Origin of the sequence: Yersinia sp. 2466 StPb PI (genome assembly GCF_041538325.1) — a bacterium.
Classification (GTDB): Bacteria; Pseudomonadota; Gammaproteobacteria; order Enterobacterales; family Enterobacteriaceae; genus Yersinia; species Yersinia enterocolitica_E.
The window spans coordinates 2,737,979-2,759,157 of record NZ_JAULSL010000001.1 but is presented as its reverse complement, the minus strand read 5'-3'; the positions used below and the strand labels follow the sequence as shown (position 1 = coordinate 2,759,157).

The following is a 21,179-nucleotide window of genomic DNA, read 5'->3' as shown; positions in this document are numbered from 1 at the left end:
GAGATCCATATCAAAGATCCTGGCTATTGATTAGATTTATTTTTTGAATATATTGCAGAAATAGCTAAAGCAGTACCGCCCAATAGGGCGGCTATGCGGTAAGTAAACTGCATTCCCTGGGTGATATGATCTACGGTTGCTAATTGAATGTTTTGCTGGGCGCAGGCAAAGGCGAAAATAGCCCCCATGACAGCGGCGCCAGTAATCAGCCCGAGATTGCGCGAAAGATTCAGCAGGCCGGATGCAATGCCTCGTTGTTGCGCGCCAACAGATTTAATCACCAGCGTATTATTCGAAGCCTGGAAAATAGCATAGCCAGCTGTAATCAGGCAGACCGGCAAAATATAGCCGGGCAGGCCGGCAATTGGCCCGATCATCGACAGTGCAATTGCCCCGGTAGTGATCGCCGTTAATCCTGTAATCACCATCATTTGAGCACCGAATCTGTCGACCAGATAACCCGCAGGAACCCCGATGAGTGCCGCGACTATCGGGCCGGCGGACATCGACAATCCAACCCATGGTGTACTCATGGCAAAAGCCCGTGAAAGATAGAATGGCCCAACGACTAAGGTTGCCATCATGATAGTGGTGACCAATGCACTGACTATCAATGCACTACGCAGTTGTGAGTGGTGCCACATAGCGGTTTGAATTAATGGGTATGGGGTGTTCTTTTCCGCCCAGATGAATAATCCGATGCCGATTACCGCAGCGAGTAATAACACTAAATTAAGTGTGCCGAAGGTGCCATGGCCCAGCGTCATGGCAAGGGCATACAGTGCCAGAGTCAGGCCCAGCAATAGCATCCCAAGAGGATCAAAACCACCATGGGCCTGTTGTAATTCGTTGTTAGTGCTAGGGAATGAGTCGGAGATGGGTAAATAGCGTGATAGCAAAAATAGGGCTAATAACCCAAAAGGGATGTTAATCAGGAACATCGCTGGCCAACCGAATCCGCTGATTAACATGCCGCCCACTGATGGCCCAAGTGCCGTGCCGATAGCCGAGATGCTGCCGAGCATGCCCATCGCCCGCCCGATTTTTTCTTTACTAATCGCCTCACCGACCAGCGCCAGAGTCAGTGTCATCATGGTGGCGGCCCCTAATCCCTGTAACACACGGGCAGCAATTAACACTCCGATGTCAGGGGCTAACGCGCAACCCAGAGAGGCCACTGTGAATAAACCAATCCCCGCATTCAACAATCGGCGTTTGTTAGTGATATCCCCCAAACGGCCAATGCTGATGGCCGAGGTGGTAATCGCCAGTAAATAGGCTAAAACGACCCACTGCGCCGCTTGAAAAGAGGCACTGAAAGTGAGTGTTAACGTGGGTAAGCCCACATTGGCGATACTGGTTGCTAATGAAGAAAGCAGCATCGGCAGGGAGAGGCTGATAACTATTCTGCTTAGCGCACTGTTGGCGATGATGTCACTATTGATGTTTTCGGTATTGATTTTCATTAATAGATTAACTCCTGAATGACCTGTTCAGGAGAGACTAGGGCATTACATCATAAGGCGGAAGGCGCATGGAATGCAGTTTATCCATGCATAAAACGCCATGTCAGCATGAGGTTGTGCTAGAGTCAGTACATGACAAAACCTGATCTCAATTTATTAATCACACTCAATGTTCTGCTGGCCGAGGGGAGCGTAGCGCGTGCTGCCCAGCGATTAGGGCTTAGCCCATCGGCGATGAGCCGGGCGTTGGCAAGATTGCGTAAAACAACCGGTGATCCCTTGCTGGTCAGGGCAGGGCGCGCCTTGGTACCGACACCAAGAGCACTTGAACTGCGTGAACAGGTCAGCCAATTAGTACAAGAAGCCACATCGGCGCTGCGGCCTGCGGCAAAACTGGACCTGGCACAGTTGATGCGTACCTTCACTTTGCGTACCAGCGATGGCTTTGTCGAAAACTTTGGCGGCGCATTGCTGACTCGGATTCATCAACAAGCCCCCAATGTGCAACTGCATTTCATGCAAAAATTGAATAAAGACAGCGCATTGTTACGTGATGGCATGGTGGATCTGGAAACGGGGGTGGTGGGCCCGACTGCCAGCCCTGAATTACGAACACGGGTACTTTTCCGCGATCGCTTTATGGGCGTAGTGCGTGATGGTCATCCGCTATGTGGGGAGGACATCACCCCCGTGCGTTATGCAACTCAGGGGCATATTGTGGTTTCACGGCGTCAGGGCCATAAAGGACCGATTGATGAGGCACTACAATTACTTGGGATTGAACGGAATATTATCGCCTCGGTTGATTCTATATCCACCGCATTGGCGCTGGTTAGAGGGGCGGACTTGGTGGCGACGGTTCCCGAACGGCATAGCCAGAATCTGCGCCGAGGGATGTACAGTTTTCCGCTTCCTTTAACCTTACCGACTATTACGGTTTCGATGTTGTGGCATCCGCGCATGGATGCTGATCCGGCGCACCGCTGGTTGCGTCAATGTGTGCTGGATGTGGTGGTGACACCGAGTGAGCAGCAGATCGCACACGAAGATTAATCTTTATGCGGAAATGATGTTGGGGAATTATCAGGGCAGCCCAGTGTGAGCTACCCTGATGAGCACCTAAAAGCGGGGGATTGCTGTACCCCAATTGCGCCAATCTTTCGGTTCTTCTGGGTTAAGCAAGAAGTGCTGATTTATGCTGGCCTTAGGGGCCAGTGGCGTAGTTGGTGGGGTCGCGAAAGCAATGCCGCCGCGTATAAATTGCTGGAAGGTGCCGCTTTTCACCACACCACCGGTTAGACCGAATTCAAGGTTGTACCCTGATGCCAGCCAGAACACGCTATTTTGCCGCACCAACTGCTGGAATTTCTGGCTGATCCGTATCGATACTTGCACGCGATCAGACATCGCACCAAGGTTAAACCCGGTAACAGTACCTACTTCAAGCCCACGGAAGAGGACCGGTGTGCCAACTTGCAATGATCCTGCCTCAGCGGTATCCAGAATAAGGCTCAGCCCATCAAGATAACGGGAGTCGGTAATAGTGGCGGTTTGCAACTCAAAAGTACGTAATGTGCCACCTTTACCCGGCTCTACATTAATATAAGGTTGGAACAAGGTGTCCAGATTATTGACCCCTGCGGCTGATATCTCCGGCGAGACAATAGAAAAGCGGGTACCGGCCCGGGTAAAGTTCTGCACATATTCTGGATAAAGCACGGCTTTGGCTAACACTTCGTTGCGCTCTGGTGCCAGTTTCAGCGATTCGACTTGGCCAATATTGATACCCAAATAACGAATCGGCATGCCGGTTGCCAGTTTGCTGGCATCAAAGGTGCGCAAGATGATTTGACTACCGACAGCACGGGCGGCGGTTTCATTACCATACAAGGTGCGTTTGGCCCCCTTATCCAGTGTCACACCTTCCAGATTATCAAAGCTGATAGCTCCTTTTAGAGCGCGATTCAATGGAGATGCCTGCACAGTTAGCCCACTGCCGTTCAACTGGACTTTCGCCCCACCTTCGGCCCAGAAAATGCTCTTATCAGTGAGTAAATTGCGATATTCGGGCTGAATATAGACATCTACTTCAAACTCATTGGCTTTTGGCCTGATATGGGTAATTTCACCTACCTGAAACTTGCGATATAACACCACAGAACCGGTTTGCACATCGGGCAAGCTGGCAGCAGTTAAACTTAGTGTTGTGGCGGGGGCGTTGCCTAAAATGCCGTCGGTAGCTTTGGCGACACTGCTATACAGCGGATACTTATTCAGGGCTGCACCTTTACTGCCCGGTAGTATCAGAATACCGCCATCAATCCACTCCTGCGCACTGGCACCCTGAATATCAATGCCATCAATCCCGAGTTTTACCTCCAGCCGACTGTTCACCACAAACTTGCTGTCTTTATGCACCAAATCACGGTATTTGGCTTCAATTGCTGCCGTGAAGGTAACACCGTCGGCTGATAGCTCACGGGTCAAGACTTGGCCAATTTTAATTCCATGTAGCGAGATCGGCTGGCCGATATCAATGCCATAACTTTGCGGTGCAGTTAATTGCAATTCGAGCACATTGGGCTGCTGCAACAGACTTTTACTGCTTGGTAGCACGGTAAAGTGTTTTTGTGGTGCCCCTTCACCCGGGATTAACTCTAATGTATTGCCAGTCAAGAGTTCACTCAGTTTGGCATCATTAAGACTGATTCGGGGGCTGTTCATTTCAATGCGGCTGCCTGCACGCATCAAATCGACCACTGAAGGGTCAATGGTCAGTTCACCGGTCACCTTACTGTCCGGTTGAAGTGTCATTTTGGTCAGGGTGCCTACCTGTAACCCTTGATAAATCAGCGGTGTTCTCCCCTCGCTTAAACTACTCCCACTGGGTAAATCCAGCGTAATTGCCACACCACGTTGGCTATGTGCTAAATCGGGGTAGAGCTGAAAGGGTTGGTCCGGTTTCGCATCTGGGCTGTTTTTGGGTGAGTCAAAGGCAATGGCACCATTGACCAAGGCAGCCAGACTTTCCATTTGAACCGACGCGCCACTGAGACTGAAGTCACCTTTAAAACCAGACACATTCCAGAAGCGGGTATCGTTTTTTACCAATTTGGCGAAGCGCCGATCAATCAGTACATCAATGACAACGCCATTATTATCAGGCGCGATATTGTAGTCATAGACTTTACCCACCGGGATTTTACGGTAGTAAACCAGAGAGCCGTTATTGAGTGAGGCCAAATCGGGGGCATGGAGGTGAACCATCAATTCGCCGGTATTCAGGCGGAACTTAGGCTGGGTATCCAATGCGGTAAAGTGGCTCTGCGGTTTGCCCTCGCCTGGCATCATCCCGATATAGTTACCACCGACTAGCGCATCCAAGCCAGAGACCCCGGCCAAAGAGGCCTTGGGCGTCACTAGCCAGAACTGTGTCCCTTCTCGCAATGAGTCTTCCATATCATTTTTGATACTGGCGGTGACTTTTATATTGCGCAGGTCATCATCCAGACTGATGGATTGCACCATCCCGACTTCAACGCCCTGATAGCGAATCGGGGTTCGGCCCGCCACAATACCGGCGGCAGACTGGAAATCAATAGTGACTTCGGTACCGCGGTCCTGCCAGTTGTTATAAATCAGCCAACCGGCAATCAGCAGGGCAATAAAAGGCAGCAACCAGAAAGGCGATATCCGGCGTTTATGTTTAATTTGTGCCTCAGTCGGTGTACTCGGCGTTTCCTGTTGCATGTGCATCCCAAATCAATCGGCTATCGAGCCATTCAACAGCAAGGATAGTCAAAATGACCGCAGACCCAAAATAGAAGGCTGCCGGTCCCATAGTGAAGGAAAGGAGCTGATCACGATTAATCAGCGACATCATTAACGCAATAACAAAGAGGTCTAGCATCGACCAACGGCCAATCCAGGTAATCAGTCGCAGTAATCGCATGCGCGTTTTAAGGCTATGTTGCGTCTTTAGATGAATGCTGAGCAACAATGTTAGCAACACAATCACCTTGGTAAACGGCACCAGCACACTGGCGATAAACACCACCGCGGCAATGGGCAGGTTACCCGATGAGGCCAAAGAGACCACGCCGGAGAAAATAGTATCTTCCATGCGGGTGCCATTGGCATAAACAATTGATATCGGTAAAAGATTAGCAGGCAACAGCAGGACTATCGAGGCAATTAACGCCGCCCAGGTTTTTTGGATGCTATGGCGGCGGCGATGGCGCAAAGGGGTATGGCAGCGTGGGCAGCGGCCGTGTGCATCGCAGTGCCCGGTATAATGGCATGACAGGCAAATGCGCAATGTTTCCCGGGGGCCGGGGGGCTGCTCCTGGGGATAAAATCGCTCCCACAACTGCTCCAGATTCAAATGCACCAGCGTCAGAATACTGAGTAACGTCAGAGCCAGAAACGCTATCAACCCGCCACCGGGCATAACGTCCGCATACTCTTTGACCTTAATACAGGCCACCGCCATACCGATAAGATAGATATCTAGCATGACCCATTCTTTTAGCCGCTCCAGCATCAATAACACCGGGCGCAGGTTCATGCCAATCCGGCTGCCGATACGCAGATACAGAATCGATGCGGTGAGTGTAACGGGAGCGCCAATAATACAAAATGCCACCATACTGGCTGTAATCGGGCCACCCTGACGACTCATTTGCCAGATACCCTCTAACAGACTGGCATCAATCCGCGTGCCGAGCAGGCGAATGGTAATCAGCTGCTCGGTAAAAGCAAATGGCATCAGCAGTAACATGGCAACCGCCATGGCGGTCAGGCGGGTAAGGGACCAATCGCGCCCACTGGCAATTTTTGCGCTGCATCGTGGGCAATAGGCTGTTTGTGTACCATTGAGCGGCGGCAGGGTAAATAGCGCATCGCACTGGCAGCAACGCTGAACCCTTGCAGTGGAGAGTGGCCGTTGAATGGCATGTACCTTCATATTATAAAACCCTGATGCTGACACCGGTTTATAAAGAATAGCGCGGATGGTAGCAGAGCAATCGGTCAAAACAAGGGGCAAAACGGGCCAAACCCCCGATGGCGATAACTCTTTTACTTCGTTATAGCGGAATAACCTTGTAGCCAAGGGTATTTAATGATTACTTTATATAAGCTAAGCATAACTATCGCCTCTGGCTATTCTTAGGTTTCTAACGGTCATTACATGAAAAAAGCAGAATTCTACGCGGAATTAAAACGTGACTTAAGTGCCCTGATTGCAGGTGAAACGAATTTCATTGCTACTTTAGCTAATGCCAGCGCTTTACTTTATGAGCGTCTTGATGGGTTGAATTGGGCCGGTTTTTACTTGATCGACGGCAAACAATTAGTGCTGGGTCCTTTTCAAGGGAAAATCGCCTGTGTCCGTATTCCAATCGGCAAAGGCGTATGTGGAACTGCCGTGGCAGAAAACCGCGTTCAGCGAGTGGCGGATGTGCATGCATTCCCCGGACATATTGCCTGTGACGCCGCAAGTAATGCTGAAATTGTGCTGCCAATCACTGTGAAGGGTAAAATTATCGGCGTTTTGGATATCGACAGCATTGTTTATGATCGCTTTGATGACGCTGATGAATTGGGTTTAATCTCAGTTGTGGCGGGGCTTTGCGAGCATCTTGACCTGTGTGACAGTGAGAAATATGTCACACAGACTGCAAGTTGATATACGGATAACGTGGCAATTGCTGATGGCGTCATTATAATGACGCCTGTTCATGCCTGCGCTGGTTGGCAAACCCGTTGTAATCAGGAAATTTCATGGAAAATCAACCTAAGTTGAACAGTAGTAAAGAAGTCATAGCCTTTTTGGCTGAGCGGTTCCCGCTTTGCTTCACCGCCGAAGGCGAAGCACGTCCACTGAAGATCGGTATTTTTCAAGATCTGGTCGAACGTGTTCAGGGGGAAGAGAATTTAAGCAAAACGCAATTGCGTTCTGCGCTGCGTCTCTATACCTCAAGCTGGCGTTATCTTTATGGGGTCAAAGTCGGTGCTGAACGTGTTGATTTAGACGGCAACCCTTGTGGTGTGCTGGAAGAGCAACATGTAGAACATGCCCGCAAACAGCTAGAAGAGGCGAAAGCCCGTGTTCAGGCACAACGTGCTGAACAACAAGCTAAAAAGCGCGAAGCTGCCATTGCTGCGGGTGAAACCCCAGAGCCACGTCGCCCACGTCCGGCAGGTAAAAAACCTGCGCCGCGTCGTGAAGCGGGTGTGGCTTCGGAAAACCGCAAGCCTCGTCAGTCACCTCGCCCACCACAGGCTCGGCCACCTCGGCCACAGGCCGAGGAAAACCAGCCACGCCCTGTGCCGGTCACAGATATCTCTAAACTGCAAATTGGTCAAGAAATCAAAGTCAGAGCAGGTAAGAGCGCGATGGATGCAACCGTATTAGAAATCGCTAAAGATGGCGTACGGGTGCAGCTATCTTCCGGTCTGGCGATGATTGTGCGCGCAGAACACTTGCAGTTCTGATACGGAGGCCAACCTAGGCATGAACAAATTTGTCAGACTAACAGCAATCGCAGGCTTGTTACTGGCGGGGGCGAGTTACGCAGCGGATACCACCTATCGCATCGATCAGCTACCTCAACTGCGTCAGGAACCCGAGCATGCAACCGTGAGTGAGCGCGTAACATCGCGCTTCACTCGCTCTCACTATCGTCAATTTACACTGGACGATCAGTTTTCCGCCAAAATATTTGATAGATTCCTCAACATGCTGGATTACAGCCATAACGTGTTGTTGGCATCAGATGTGGCACAGTTTGCGGATAAAAAGCAGTCGCTGGATGATGAGTTAAAATCAGGCCAGTTGGACACGCCTTTCGCTTTATTCAATTTGGCGCAAAAACGCCGCTTTGAGCGCTATCAATATGCATTGTCAGTACTGGACCGGCCAATGGTCTTTACCGGTAATGACACCATTGATATTGACCGTGGTAAAGCACCTTGGCCTACCAGCGAAGCTGAGCTGAATAAGCTTTGGGACGCAAAAGTTAAGTACGATCAGCTTAATTTGAAATTAACCGGTAAAACGGATAAAGAAATCAAAGAGACGCTGACAAAACGCTATCAGGCGGCCATTAAGCGTTTGACGCAAAGTAATAGCGAAGATGTGTTCCAGCTAATTATGAATGCGTTTGCGCATGAAATTGACCCGCATACCAACTATCTGTCGCCACGTAATACCGAACAGTTCAATACTGAAATGAGCTTGTCTCTGGAAGGTATTGGCGCTGTCTTGCAAATGGATGATGATTACACCTTAATCAACTCTATGGTTCCAGGTGGCCCCGCGGCGAAAAGTAAAACTATCGCCGTAGGTGATCGGGTGATCGGTGTGGGTCAAACCGGTAAGCCGATGGTGGATGTGATTGGATGGCGTCTCGATGATGTCGTGGCACTCATTAAAGGGCCGAAGGGCAGTAAAGTGCGACTGGAGATTTTACCGGCCGGTAAAGGTACTAAACCGCGCACTGTAACCTTGACCCGTGAACGCATTCGTCTTGAAGATCGCGCAGTGAAAATGTCGGTGAAAACTATCGGCAAAGAGCGTGTCGGTGTACTGGATATCCCTGGTTTCTATGTTGGCCTGACCGAAGACGTTAAGGTGCAATTGCAGAAGCTGGAGAAAGAGAATGTCAGTAGCATTATTATTGACTTGCGCAGTAATGGTGGTGGTGCTCTGACCGAGGCTGTGTCGCTGTCCGGTTTGTTTATTCCGAGTGGGCCGGTGGTTCAAGTGCGGGATAACAACGGCAAAGTGCGTGAAGACAGTGATACTGATGGCGTGGTGTACTACAAAGGCCCGCTCGTGGTATTGGTGGACCGCTACAGTGCATCCGCTTCCGAAATCTTTGCTGCTGCCATGCAGGACTATGGTCGTGCATTAATTGTCGGTGAACCAACCTTTGGTAAAGGTACTGTTCAACAGTATCGGTCGTTAAATCGTATTTATGATCAAATGTTGCGCCCGGAATGGCCTGCGTTAGGTTCACTGCAATACACTATCCAGAAATTCTATCGGGTAGACGGTGGCAGTACTCAGCGTAAAGGGGTAACCCCGGATATCGTGATGCCAACCGGTGTTGATCCGGCGGAAACGGGTGAGAGTTTCGAAGACAATGCCTTGCCTTGGGACAGTATCAATGCGGCCAGTTACGTCAAGAGTGGTGATCTGAAGCCACTGGAGCCGGAGTTACTGAAAGCACATACAGCGCGGATTGCCGCTGATCCTGAATTCCAGCATATTCAGCAAGATATTGAGCGTTATAAAGCGTTGAAAGAAAAACGCAACATCGTCTCTCTCAATTACGCTCAGCGTGAAAAAGAGAACCATGATGATGATGCCACGCGACTGAATCGCTTGAATGAGCGTTTCAAACGTGAAGGTAAAAAGCCACTGAAGTCATTGGAGGATTTGCCAAAAGACTATCAGGAGCCAGACCCTTATCTGGATGAGACTGTTCATATTGCTTTGGATTTGGCTCATAAAGAAAAAGCGCAGCCACAAGTTGAATCACCACCAGCGGCAGCACCTGCGGCAAAATAAGTCAGCAGATAATATGAAGGATCCGGGCCTTAAAAAGAGCCCGGATTTTTTTTACGTTTTTTTCATCGCCGAATTTATCAATTGGCGAAAAAATAGCAAAATATGTAATGAAAAGTATCCAAATTTGTAAAGTTATGTTGATTTACTCTGTTAGAACTTAACAAGCCTTGAAAATTTATCAGATGCCCATACGATCAGCGTATCTCAGTAGTAATTTGGCTAAGTCATCATCCAGGATTATGCCAATTTTGACTTAAGACCCATGTGACTCAACACAGTGTCGACTTAAAACAATAAGGAAATAAATTTTTATGATGCGTATCGCTCTGTTCCTTCTCACCAACCTGGCAGTCATGTTGGTGTTCGGGTTGGTACTAAGCCTGACAGGTATTCAGTCCAGCAGTGTACAAGGGCTGATGATCATGGCTGGTCTGTTCGGTTTCGGCGGCGCATTTGTTTCGTTGCTGATGTCCAAATGGATGGCTTTGCGTTCAGTGGGTGGTGAGGTTATCGAACAACCGCGCAATGAAACTGAGCGCTGGTTGCTGGATACGGTACGTCGCCAATCTCAGCAAGCCGGTATTGCTATGCCACAAGTTGCTATTTATCAGGCACCGGATATTAACGCCTTTGCGACCGGGGCTCGTCGTGATGCCTCTTTAGTGGCAGTGAGTACAGGTCTATTGCAGAACATGAGCCGTGATGAAGCAGAAGCCGTTATTGCTCATGAAATTAGCCACGTTGCTAACGGCGATATGGTCACCATGACCTTGATTCAGGGGATTGTGAATACCTTTGTAATTTTCATTTCACGCCTGATTGCGCAAGTCGCGGCCGGTTTCCTATCAGGGGATCGTGATAATGAAAGCAGTAGCGCTGGTAACCCGATGGTCTACTTTGCCGTATCAATGGTCTTGGAATTGGTCTTTGGTATTCTGGCCAGCATTATCACCATGTGGTTCTCGCGCCATCGCGAATTCCACGCTGATGCCGGCTCAGCGAAACTGGTAGGGCGTGAGAAGATGATAGCGGCTCTGCAACGGCTGAAAACCAGCTATGAGCCACAGGAAGCAGGCAACATGATGGCTTTCTGCATTAATGGTAAGTCCAAAACCTTCAGCGAGCTGTTTATGTCACATCCGCCGCTGGACAAACGTATTGAAGCGCTACGTTCAGGCCAGTATCTGAAGTAGCCACCACCAACTCTTCTGATTAAAAACCCCGCCCGCCAGCGGGGTTTTTTTATTGCAACCCGAGTCTAGCCACGTTTCTGGCTTATGCGCAGCACACTCACCAATGCGGCGATACTGGCAAAGCAGCCAGCCAGCACCAGAGAAGCATGAGTGCCACTGGTTGAGAACAGATTGAACATTAATGCCACTAATGCCGCCCCAGAGGTTTGCCCGAGTAAACGGGCGGTGCCTAGCATGCCGCTGGCCCCACCACTACGATGTTGCGGTGCAGCAGAAATAATGGTGTGGTTATTCGGCGACTGAAACAGGCCAAAACCGGCACCACATAGCACCATCCGCCAGATAATATCCACATCACTCGGGTTGGCTGGCAGCAATGCTAGCAGGAACAAACCACTGGCAAACACCGCCAAACCTATCCCGCCTAATAATCCTGCATGATAACGTTCGACTAATCGCCCGGCTATCGGGGCTACCACCATGGTTGCCAACGGCCATGGGGTTAACAGCAGTCCGGTTGCCACTTCATCACGGCCCAGAACAGTTTGTAAAAAGAAGGGCAGTGACACCATTGCCAGCATTTGTGCGGCAAAAGAGCAAATAGAAGTGCCGATTGATAATGCAAAAATAGGAATACGCAGTAAATCAACCGGAAGCAGCGGGAAAGACTGACTAAGTTGACGGCGTACAAAGAAGAAACCAATTAGCAGCAATGCGATAATTTCAGCCGCTATCAGGGTTGGGCTTTGTCCCTGAGCAAAGCCACTGATAGCGGTTATCAGTAAACCAAAGGTCAGAGCATTCATCACACAACTGGTAAAATCGAAACGGTTACCGTTACTTTTCATATTATTGGCAGGCAAATACTTCATACCTAACAACCATGCCAACAAGCCGATGGGGACATTAATGGCAAACAGCCACTGCCATGAAGCAACCGATAGCACCGCCGCGGCAATGGTGGGACCGGCGGCGGCGGAAACGGCCACAATCAATGAATTAATACCGATACCACGGCCCAGTTGTGCTCGTGGATAAATAATCCGAATCAATGCAGTATTAACACTCATTAAGGCTGCTGCGCCAAGCCCTTGCAGCACACGGGCAAATGTTAGCGTCCATAATGAGTCAGACAGAGCACAGAACAGCGATGTCACACTAAACACCAGTAAACCTGCCTGATAAACCCGCCGATAACCGATGATATCGCCCAGCGATGCCATTGAGAGCAACGACACGGTGATAGCTAACTGGTAAGCATTCACGACCCAAATAGACGTGGCTGGGCTGGCATTGAGGTCACGAGCGATGGTTGGCAAAGCTACGTTGGCGATAGTGCCATCCAACACCGCTATGGTAATACCGAGTGCAATAACCAATATTGCAGCATAGCGCTGAGGAACCGGCATGCCATCGTTTGATGATGGGATCATAGGTTTTATCTGTAAAAATAATGATGTAGGTAAGTGTTTATATGCTAACCAGTATTGTGCTTGAATGCATCCTTGCCAGCCGGCTTATTTGTAAATAGCGATGTGGTACAGTTATCGCAATCAGATTAACAGGCTGATAAGCACAGTAATTTGGCTAAATCAGTGAAAATAGAACCGCGATCACGGAAAAATGAAACATCGTTTCTATAATGTGAGATAGTAATAGCCTGACAGGTTCCTCTGCGGGCAAATTTTAATTCTCTGATGATTTTAAGGACTTTCCTGATGGCCAAAGGTAAACAAATCCCCCTGACATTTCACACATATCAGGATGCCTCTACCGGTGCACAAGTTACACGGTTAACGCCGCCTGATGTCACTTGCCACCGTAACTATTTCTATCAAAAATGTTTCACCCGTGATGGCAGTAAGTTATTGTTCGGCGGCGCTTTTGATGGTCCGTGGAACTACTACTTGTTGGATCTCAACACGCAAGTGGCAACACAACTGACAGAAGGGCGTGGCGACAATACCTTTGGTGGTTTCTTGTCACCTGAAGATGATGCACTGTTTTATGTCAAAGATGGGCGTAACCTGATGCGGGTCTGTCTTGCCACACTGGAAGAGAGCGTGGTTTATCAGGTGCCTGAAGAGTGGGTGGGTTACGGTACCTGGGTCGCCAATTCAGATTGTACCAAGTTGGTCGGTATTGAAATTAAACGCGAAGACTGGGTCCCCTTGACCGATTGGAAAAAATTCCACGAGTTCTATTTCACTAAACCTTGTTGCCGTTTGATGCGTGTTGACTTGAAAACCGGTGAGTCGGCGGTGATTTTGCAAGAGAATCAATGGCTAGGTCACCCAATCTATCGCCCTTATGATGACAGTACGGTCGCATTCTGCCATGAAGGTCCACACGATCTGGTTGATGCACGTATGTGGCTAATCAATGAAGATGGCAGCAACATGCGTAAAGTGAAAACCCATGCTGAAGGCGAAAGCTGTACCCATGAGTTCTGGGTACCCGATGGTTCGGCGCTGGTGTATGTCTCCTATTTGAAAGGCAGCCCGGATCGCTTTATCTACAGTGCTGACCCACAGACATTGGAAAATCGCCAATTGACCTCTATGCCGGCGTGTTCCCATCTGATGAGTAACTATGACGGTACGTTGATGGTCGGCGATGGTTCAGATGCACCGGTAGATGTACAAGACGATAGCGGCTATAAGATCGAAAACGATCCTTTCCTGTATGTATTCAACATGAAAAATGGCAGCCAGCATCGTGTTGCTCGCCACGATACCTCATGGCAGGTGTTTGAAGGTGATCGGCAGGTGACGCATCCACATCCTTCCTTTACCCCTGATGATAAACAAGTTCTGTTCACATCTGATGTTCATGGCAAACCTGCACTTTATTTGGCTACTTTGCCTGAATCAGTCTGGCAATAGTTAAATTTTGCACTAGCCTCTTTCATGGAAAGAGGCTAATTTGCTGTCTGCAAGGTTAATATCTTATTATTCACATTGGTTTATTGCACAGTCTCGCAACTTCCCTTTATAATAAAACCACTGTTCTATTTTTTTTAAAACATATTGTTTTATGAAACACAGAAAACTGAGTAGGGTAACCAAGAAATGGCTATTGCAGATCTAGATAAACAGCCCGACTCTGTGTCGTCGGTTCTGAAGGTTTTTGGCATCTTACAAGCATTGGGTGAAGAACGGGAAATTGGTATTACCGAGCTTTCCCAACGTGTAATGATGCCAAAAAGTACGGTTTACCGCTTTCTCCAGACCATGAAATCCCTGGGGTATGTTGCCCAGGAAGGCGAATCAGAGAAATACTCCCTTACGCTGAAGTTATTTGAGCTGGGGGCTAAAGCGCTACAAAATGTTGATTTGATTCGTAGCGCAGATATACAGATGCGTGAATTATCTAATGAAACTCGTGAAACTATTCACTTGGGTGCATTGGATGAAGACAGCATTGTTTATATTCATAAAATTGATTCTATGTATAACCTGCGGATGCATTCCCGTATTGGTCGTCGTAACCCACTGCACAGTACCGCAATTGGTAAAGTGTTATTGGCGTGGCGTGACCGTGGTGAAGTAGAGGAAATCTTGTCTCATATCGAGTTCACCCGTAGCACTAAACACACCCTGGATAGCGCGGCTGCATTATTGCCAGTGCTGGATCTGGTGCGTGAGCAGGGCTTTGGTGAAGATGTCGAGGAGCAAGAAGAAGGTTTGCGTTGTATCGCTGTACCTGTTTTCGACCGTTTCGGTGTGGTGATCGCGGGCTTAAGTATTTCATACCCGACGCTGCGTTTTTCTGAAGACAGCAAGAGTGACATAGTTAAATCTTTGCATCGCGCAGCACGTAACATCTCAGAGCAAATGGGTTACCGTGATTATCCTTTCTGAGGATAAAGCGAAATAGGGTAAATACTTTATAATTATTGGATATTTTTAATCAGCTGTTAATTATAACTATTTATTCCTTCCCAGCGATGTCGGACGGCTCCTTTAACCAGGGGCCGTTTTTTATTGGTAAATCCCCCGCGCCAAGGTGTAAGCGGCCCGACGTACCAAAATCAGTGATATGACGGTAAGTTGGGTTGTTAAAACAGCCATAACAGCAATTAATTTCTATGTATAATTATCAATCTAATACTATTTATTGTGTTTGGTATTATTCGGTCTTGTGATTTGTTAATTAAATGTATTGTTGACAGTCCATTTAATTCGGTTGGGTCACTATAACCGTGCTTAATCATATTATAGGGAGAAAAATGATGAGGAAGTTATTAAGCGCGGGTTTGTTACTGCTATTGGCGGGTTGTAGTAGCCCTCACAGTGACCGGCCGCATAAACTGATCGACCGTGATGATTATAAAATCGATACTAATCATCCATCAGTGGCTCAAAATGAACGAGTGCGTTTTTTAGTGCTTCATTATACTGCAACAGATGATGCTGAATCACTGCGAATACTGACTCAGGGTAATGTCAGTGCCCATTATTTGGTAAAAACACATCCCCAAAATGTTGAGGGCAAACCGGTTGTTTTGCAATTGGTGCCTGAAAGCCAAAGAGCCTGGCATGCCGGGGTGAGTTACTGGGAAGGGCGCACCAGTCTCAATGATACCTCTATCGGTATCGAAATCGTCAATAAGGGCTTCACTGAGAGGATGTTGGGTAGAAGGTGGTATCCTTACAATGAGTCTCAGATTGAATTGATTGAGCGCCTTACCAGAGATATTGTCGAGCGTTATAATATTGCTCCGATGAATGTCGTAGCTCACAGCGATATTGCTCCACAGCGAAAATCTGATCCCGGTCCGCTATTCCCATGGCAGCGTTTGGCGCAGCAAGGCATAGGCGCCTGGCCAGATGACGCAACAGTCGCTAAGTATATTGATGGTCGAAATAAGTATGATATCGGCTCAGTTACTGTTATTCAGCAGGCACTGGCCCGTTATGGTTATCAAATCCCACAAAGCGGCGTGCTGGATAATGAAACCATTCAGGTTATTAAGGCTTTTCAGATGCATTTCAGGGCGCAGAATATTCGCGGCGTACCAGATATAGAAACTGAAGCCATTGCTCTGGCGTTGGTCGAGAAATATCACCCATAGGGTAGTTGACGTCGCCAATTAATTAGCGGCAATAAGCACTTTAAAAGCAGAAAGCCAGTCATTTTACTGACTGGCTTTCTGAGCCATCACAATAGAGTGACTAATTAGCGTCGGTTACTGATGGGCTAAATCGCCATCATCGTCGCTGTTGAGAATCTCTTTATCGGTCTGTTTCATCAATTGGCTGGTAATGGTACCGGCGGTCATTGAACCGCTGACGTTCAGCGCGGTCCGGCCCATATCAATCAATGGCTCAACCGAGATCAATAAAGCAACCAATGTAACTGGCAAGCCCAATGCCGGCAAAACAATCAGCGCGGCGAAGGTTGCACCACCGCCCACACCGGCAACACCGGCAGAACTGATGGTTACAATCCCAACCAGTGTGGCAATCCATACTGGGTCCAGAGGGTTGATTCCCACCGTTGGTGCGACCATTACGGCCAGCATCGCCGGATAGAGGCCAGCACAGCCATTTTGCCCAATGGTGGCACCAAAGGAAGCAGAGAAGCTGGCGATGGACTCCGGGATACCCAAGCGGCGGGTTTGAGCTTCCACATTCAGCGGAATACTGGCGGCGCTGGAGCGGCTGGTAAAGGCGAAGGTCAGCACCGGCCAGACTTTGCGGAAGAACTTCAACGGATTGATGCCAGTGAATGACAGCAACACGGCGTGGACCACAAACATAATCGCCAGACCAAGGTAGGAGGCAACGACAAAGCTCCCCAGCTTGATAATATCTTGAATATTAGAGCCAGCGACAACTTTGGTCATTAGTGCCAATACGCCGTAGGGGGTCAGTTTCATCACCAGACGTACCAGTTTCATCACCCAAGCTTGCAGCGTATCAATAGCAACTAATACGCGTTGTCCTTTCTCGACATCATCTTTCAGCAATTGCAGTGAGGCAATACCGAGGAACGTCGCGAAAATCACCACGCTGATAATTGAGGTCGGACTGGCCCCGGTCAAATCGGCAAACGGGTTTTTCGGAATAAACGACAGGATCAACTGCGGCACTGTCAAATCCGTCACTTTGCTTAAGTAGTTGCTTTCAATGGCACTCAAACGTGCTGTCTCTTGCGTACCTTGTACCAAGCCTTCAGCGGTTAAGCCAAACAGATTGGTAACCAGCACGCCAACCAGAGCAGCAATTAAGGTGGTGAAAAGCAACGTACCGATTGTCAGTACGCTAATTTTACCTAGCGAAGAGGCATTATGCAGTTTAGCGACAGCACTCAAGATTGAGGCGAATACCAGCGGCATAACAATCATCTGCAATAATTGCACATAACCATTTCCGACAATATTAAACCAGGTGATGGACTCTTTCAGTACCGGGTTATCAGCACCGTATACCCATTGCAAGCTCAGACCAAACAGCACACCCAGTGCTAAGCCAACCAAAACTTTCTTGGCCAGACTCCATTGTTTATGCCGGGTTTGTGCCAATAGTAATAGCAGTGCTACAAATACCAGCACGTTAATCACAAGCGGAAGGTTCATCCCCATATCTCCAAATTATTATTTTAAATACTGGCACATATTCTATTACTATTTTTATCTAGAACAGAGCCAAGCACCGTCATGGTGCAATTAGCCGCATATGGTAGCAGTTCCTCTTCAGGCTCACTTATATCCAAAAGGAATTTTATATAAATTTTTACCCTGATTTGTATGGAATACATTCAAATTGGTGATTATTAACCCATTAAAATGTGATCACAGTCGAAAGTTTTTCAATTGTTCCATATAGGATAGCAAGGGAATGGTGGTATCAGTTTGCCAATAGACGGAAAAACAAACTAATAGAACACAGAATACGCGTTCTAATTGATTGCCTTTTTGTGGGCGTAATAGCGGGATACAGAATCGCCAGCGGCAAGGCCATAACAGCGGTACGCCAGCAGGTGTGAGCATATCCGCTAGCAAATGGCTGAAATAGCCAATAATCATTGCATGGAACGCATCTGCGGGAATAATCCAATCGCGTGAGATGTCCATTTGAAATAGTGCCACACCACCAATAACGGCCAATAGGCTATGGGTAAACCCACGATGGCCAAATGCACGGGCAATGGGGGTGGAGAGCCACTTTAACCGCTGGCCAAGGATTGACTTTGGGTGATCAATATCGGGTAGCAGGGAAGTTAGCAGGGCGCCAGGGATAATATGCCACCAGTCACCCTGTGCCAGTTCCGGTGTAAGACCGACTTTTTTGGCAAAGATAGCGCAGGCGACAGAAAAAATAAGGTGTCCTTCCCCTGTCATACTTGAATTCCGAGTCTGTAGCTGTTGATTTATCCAGTATATGAGATTTATCTTGGCGTGGATAGCCGTTACGCTGTAACTAAATGTCTCATTTTTCTCTGGCTGAGAGCAGGGAGTTTAACGTGAGTATTCAGGGGGGAAATATCAGGTCTTGGGCTGAAATGAAGTTACATTGATAAAAAAAGGGGAAAAGTGACCGGGAGTCGACTTTTCCCCAAAGTAATACGGGTATGGGCATAATTTAACAAATAATGATGAGGGTACTCATAACAACATAATAATTAGAAGCTGTACTGCACACCGACACGGTAGCGAGTTTGACGCTCGTCAGTCGTTTTGCTACCTGCTACGTTGCCGATAGCAACATATGGCTTCCAGTTTTTATCCCATTTGTAAGCAATTTTCAGATCATGACTCCATTCTTCTTTTTCTTTATTTGCCAGAATTTCATCTTCAGATTTCTTGTAGTTTAATTCGTATTCTGCTGAATAGTCTTTCAAGAAACTATAAGCAAACAGCATGGTGAACTCATGGCCTTTCTCTGTTGCTTTGGTCTGAGCTGGCTGGTTACGCTTGTAATATGGGCGATAACGCAGTGAGGTAGAGAAATCATCAGTAAAGGACACTTTACCGCGCAGGTAAGGGCGATAGTTGTTCGAGTCAGATGATGACTCTAATGAGAAACCAGGCTCAATCTGGAATGTTTTGTTGAATTGATAGACGTAGCTGGCAACCACTTCGGTACCATTACTGACTTGCTCATTAAATGGTTTATTAGGCGTAGTATCAGAGCTGTGCTGGCCCCATTTCCCTTCTAAAGATAAACCAAAACCATTGGCAAAACGGTTGGAGATCAGTAAACGATCTTTATGATCAGATTTACTGGTATCTTTCATTTCATGCCGATAGTCAATTGTTGTTGCAACAGAACTAAAACTGATAACAGATGCCACTGCCAAAGTAAGTAATTTAAATTTCATTTTTTATATAATCCCAGGGTTATGGTTATTTAAAACAACAATCATTAACAATTTTATAAAAATCAACATACGACTAAAAAACAATTCCACAATCAAAGAAACAACGTTTCACTTTATGTGGATTCATATTCTATTTATATGGATAATTATTTGTGTGATCCAGATCTTTCTTAGAGATTAATTTTTTAATCAGATATTAATTTGTGATGGCGATCTAATTGGCTATTATTATTTTTTATTTATAAAACAAAACAACCCCGCCAAATCAATGGCAGGGTTTAATAACCACTTAAGTTAAATAGATTTACAGATTATCTCATGGCGCGTTTCAGGATACGGTCACCTTGTTTATTAAAGTATTCCGCAGATTCTTCAACAGATTTCTGACCATAATCGATATATTGGATTGCATCTCGGAACAATGAAACGATTTGCGGGTCATCAAAGTATGGTGACGTTTTCATTTCATGTGGCAGTTCTAATGCCATATTTAAACCAGCAACAGATGGGTCTTCATCTTTAATTACACCGCTGGCACGAAGTTGAGTTACCGCAGTCTTACTCAGTGGTACACCACGCTCTAAGCCCATAGCATCAACACCTTCTTTGCTGTTAAGCAGGAAGTTGATGAGCATGGCACTTTCTTTAGGATACTTAGTCGATTTACCAATAGAGAGCATTTGAGCAGGTTTAAAGAACAGACCTGCATCTTTTGCCTCTGGCAACATCGGATAAGGGCCAAGTATCAATTTTGCTGGTTTAGTCAGGTTATCGGAATACTTAGTAATGGTGGAGTTCCACATATAAGTACCACCCCATTCACCATTAATCCACGGCTTCATTTCGTACATATTACTTTTGCCGAATGATGCATAGTATTTAGTGGATGGCATTACATGGTTATCAACCATTTTCTTATACATAGTAAAGAACTCAACCCACTGTTCTGGTGTATAAGCAAACTTTTTATTAGCTTCATCGATAGTCGGGGTGTTGTATTTTTGTGTCATGTAAGAGCGAATTAATGCCAGAGTATCCTGGTGCTCTAATACCACAGGGTAATATTGGTCACCCAGTTTTTCTTTAAATACTAAACCTGCTTTAAGTAATTCGTCCCACGTTTTAGGATACTCTAAACCAGACTTAGCCCAGGTCGCGTCATTAAAATAGAAAATACGCGCTGTCACTGAAATCGGGATACCGTTTAATTTGCCATTAACGGTAGTCTGTTGCAGTTCTTTCGGATCGAATTGAGCCAAATCCAACTGCTCTGACACTTTATTTAAGTCATAGAAGCCAGTGCCGTCTTTGGAGAAGATGGGCAACCAGTTCCAGTTTGTTTGCATAACGTCAGGTTCAGTTCCACCCGCAATTTGCGTCGTCAGACGAGAAAGATGACCGTCCCAGCCAGTGTATTCTGCTTTAACATTAATATTGGGGTGCTGCTTGTGGAACTCTTCCAGAGCCTTAAGTGTCATTTGATGACGCCCATTGCCCCCCCACCATGACATGCGTAGGTTAACGTCATCCTGTGCAAAAGCCTGATGTGATAATAAAGCCAGAGTGGATGCTATCAGCGTGTGTAGGATCGCTTTTTTCATTGGGTACTGCTCC

Annotated in this window: 16 protein-coding genes; 8 read left to right on the top strand and 8 right to left on the bottom strand. The window is 47.4% G+C overall.

Annotated elements, in window-relative coordinates; all coding sequences use genetic code 11:
• Positions 1-23: 23 nt before the first annotated feature.
• Positions 24-1,466, bottom strand: coding sequence for an MFS transporter (locus tag Q2T72_RS12470; RefSeq protein ID WP_372569247.1), 1,443 nt, complete (start codon positions 1,464-1,466; stop codon positions 24-26).
• A 132-nt stretch (positions 1,467-1,598) separates the two neighbouring features.
• Here Q2T72_RS12470 and Q2T72_RS12465 point away from each other — a divergent pair, with 132 nt between their 5' ends.
• Complete coding sequence (locus Q2T72_RS12465; RefSeq protein ID WP_372569246.1) at positions 1,599-2,519, top strand: LysR family transcriptional regulator; 921 nt, start codon at positions 1,599-1,601, stop codon at positions 2,517-2,519.
• A gap of 66 nt (positions 2,520-2,585) precedes the next feature.
• Here the strand turns inward: Q2T72_RS12465 and Q2T72_RS12460 are convergent, their stop codons facing one another.
• Both Q2T72_RS12460 and yebS read right to left on the bottom strand, forming a co-directional pair.
• Positions 2,586-5,216, bottom strand: a complete 2,631-nt coding sequence (locus tag Q2T72_RS12460) for a PqiB family protein (RefSeq protein WP_083158656.1) — start codon at positions 5,214-5,216, stop codon at positions 2,586-2,588.
• Entirely contained in the window at positions 5,185-6,432 is a 1,248-nt protein-coding gene (gene yebS / locus Q2T72_RS12455) for a membrane integrity lipid transport subunit YebS (RefSeq protein WP_372569245.1), read from the bottom strand. Before yebS ends, Q2T72_RS12460 begins: the two co-directional genes overlap by 32 nt.
• Positions 6,433-6,657: 225 nt before the next feature.
• On the opposite strand from yebS, the gene Q2T72_RS12450 reads away from it, so the two are divergent.
• The 4 genes from Q2T72_RS12450 (at position 6,658) to htpX (ending at position 11,237) form a co-directional block, all read left to right on the top strand.
• Positions 6,658-7,155, top strand: a complete 498-nt coding sequence (locus Q2T72_RS12450; protein WP_083158658.1) for a GAF domain-containing protein — start codon at positions 6,658-6,660, stop codon at positions 7,153-7,155.
• Positions 7,156-7,250: 95 nt separating this feature from the next.
• Complete coding sequence (proQ, locus tag Q2T72_RS12445) at positions 7,251-7,964, top strand: RNA chaperone ProQ (RefSeq protein WP_005182952.1); 714 nt, start codon at positions 7,251-7,253, stop codon at positions 7,962-7,964.
• 19 nt (positions 7,965-7,983) lie between these two features.
• A complete protein-coding gene (prc, locus tag Q2T72_RS12440; RefSeq protein ID WP_083158659.1) occupies positions 7,984-10,044 on the top strand; it encodes a carboxy terminal-processing peptidase in 2,061 nt (686 codons plus the stop codon).
• 311 nt (positions 10,045-10,355) lie between these two features.
• On the top strand, positions 10,356-11,237 hold the full coding sequence (gene htpX, locus Q2T72_RS12435; RefSeq protein ID WP_005182949.1) for a protease HtpX: 882 nt from the start codon (positions 10,356-10,358) through the stop codon (positions 11,235-11,237).
• Positions 11,238-11,302: 65 nt separating this feature from the next.
• Here htpX and Q2T72_RS12430 read toward each other — a convergent pair whose 3' ends face one another.
• Positions 11,303-12,670 carry an MFS transporter gene (locus Q2T72_RS12430; protein WP_083158660.1) on the bottom strand — a complete coding sequence of 456 codons (1,368 nt, stop codon included), beginning with the start codon at positions 12,668-12,670 and terminating at the stop codon, positions 11,303-11,305.
• Between the two features lie 285 nt (positions 12,671-12,955).
• On the opposite strand from Q2T72_RS12430, the gene ogl reads away from it, so the two are divergent.
• The 3 genes from ogl (at position 12,956) to Q2T72_RS12415 (ending at position 16,314) form a co-directional block, all read left to right on the top strand.
• The gene (ogl, locus tag Q2T72_RS12425; RefSeq protein WP_083158661.1) at positions 12,956-14,122 is read left to right on the top strand and encodes an oligogalacturonate lyase; all 1,167 of its coding nucleotides are present in this window, start codon (positions 12,956-12,958) and stop codon (positions 14,120-14,122) included.
• A 186-nt stretch (positions 14,123-14,308) separates the two neighbouring features.
• On the top strand, positions 14,309-15,100 hold the full coding sequence (gene kdgR / locus Q2T72_RS12420) for a DNA-binding transcriptional regulator KdgR (protein WP_050077553.1): 792 nt from the start codon (positions 14,309-14,311) through the stop codon (positions 15,098-15,100).
• 371 nt (positions 15,101-15,471) lie between these two features.
• On the top strand, positions 15,472-16,314 hold the full coding sequence (locus Q2T72_RS12415) for an N-acetylmuramoyl-L-alanine amidase (protein WP_083158662.1): 843 nt from the start codon (positions 15,472-15,474) through the stop codon (positions 16,312-16,314).
• Positions 16,315-16,428: 114 nt separating this feature from the next.
• Here the strand turns inward: Q2T72_RS12415 and Q2T72_RS12410 are convergent, their stop codons facing one another.
• The 4 genes from Q2T72_RS12410 to Q2T72_RS12395 all read right to left on the bottom strand — a co-directional run bounded on the left by Q2T72_RS12410 (position 16,429) and on the right by Q2T72_RS12395 (position 21,166).
• Entirely contained in the window at positions 16,429-17,820 is a 1,392-nt protein-coding gene (locus Q2T72_RS12410; RefSeq protein WP_372569244.1) for an L-cystine transporter, read from the bottom strand.
• A 216-nt stretch (positions 17,821-18,036) separates the two neighbouring features.
• Positions 18,037-18,585: a metal-dependent hydrolase gene (locus Q2T72_RS12405; RefSeq protein ID WP_005182936.1), complete on the bottom strand. Its 549-nt coding sequence runs from the start codon at positions 18,583-18,585 to the stop codon at positions 18,037-18,039.
• 281 nt (positions 18,586-18,866) lie between these two features.
• Positions 18,867-19,565 carry an oligogalacturonate-specific porin KdgM family protein gene (locus tag Q2T72_RS12400; RefSeq protein WP_083158664.1) on the bottom strand — a complete coding sequence of 233 codons (699 nt, stop codon included), beginning with the start codon at positions 19,563-19,565 and terminating at the stop codon, positions 18,867-18,869.
• Positions 19,566-19,876: 311 nt separating this feature from the next.
• The gene (locus Q2T72_RS12395) at positions 19,877-21,166 is read right to left on the bottom strand and encodes an ABC transporter substrate-binding protein (protein ID WP_083158665.1); all 1,290 of its coding nucleotides are present in this window, start codon (positions 21,164-21,166) and stop codon (positions 19,877-19,879) included.
• Positions 21,167-21,179: the final 13 nt, after the last annotated feature.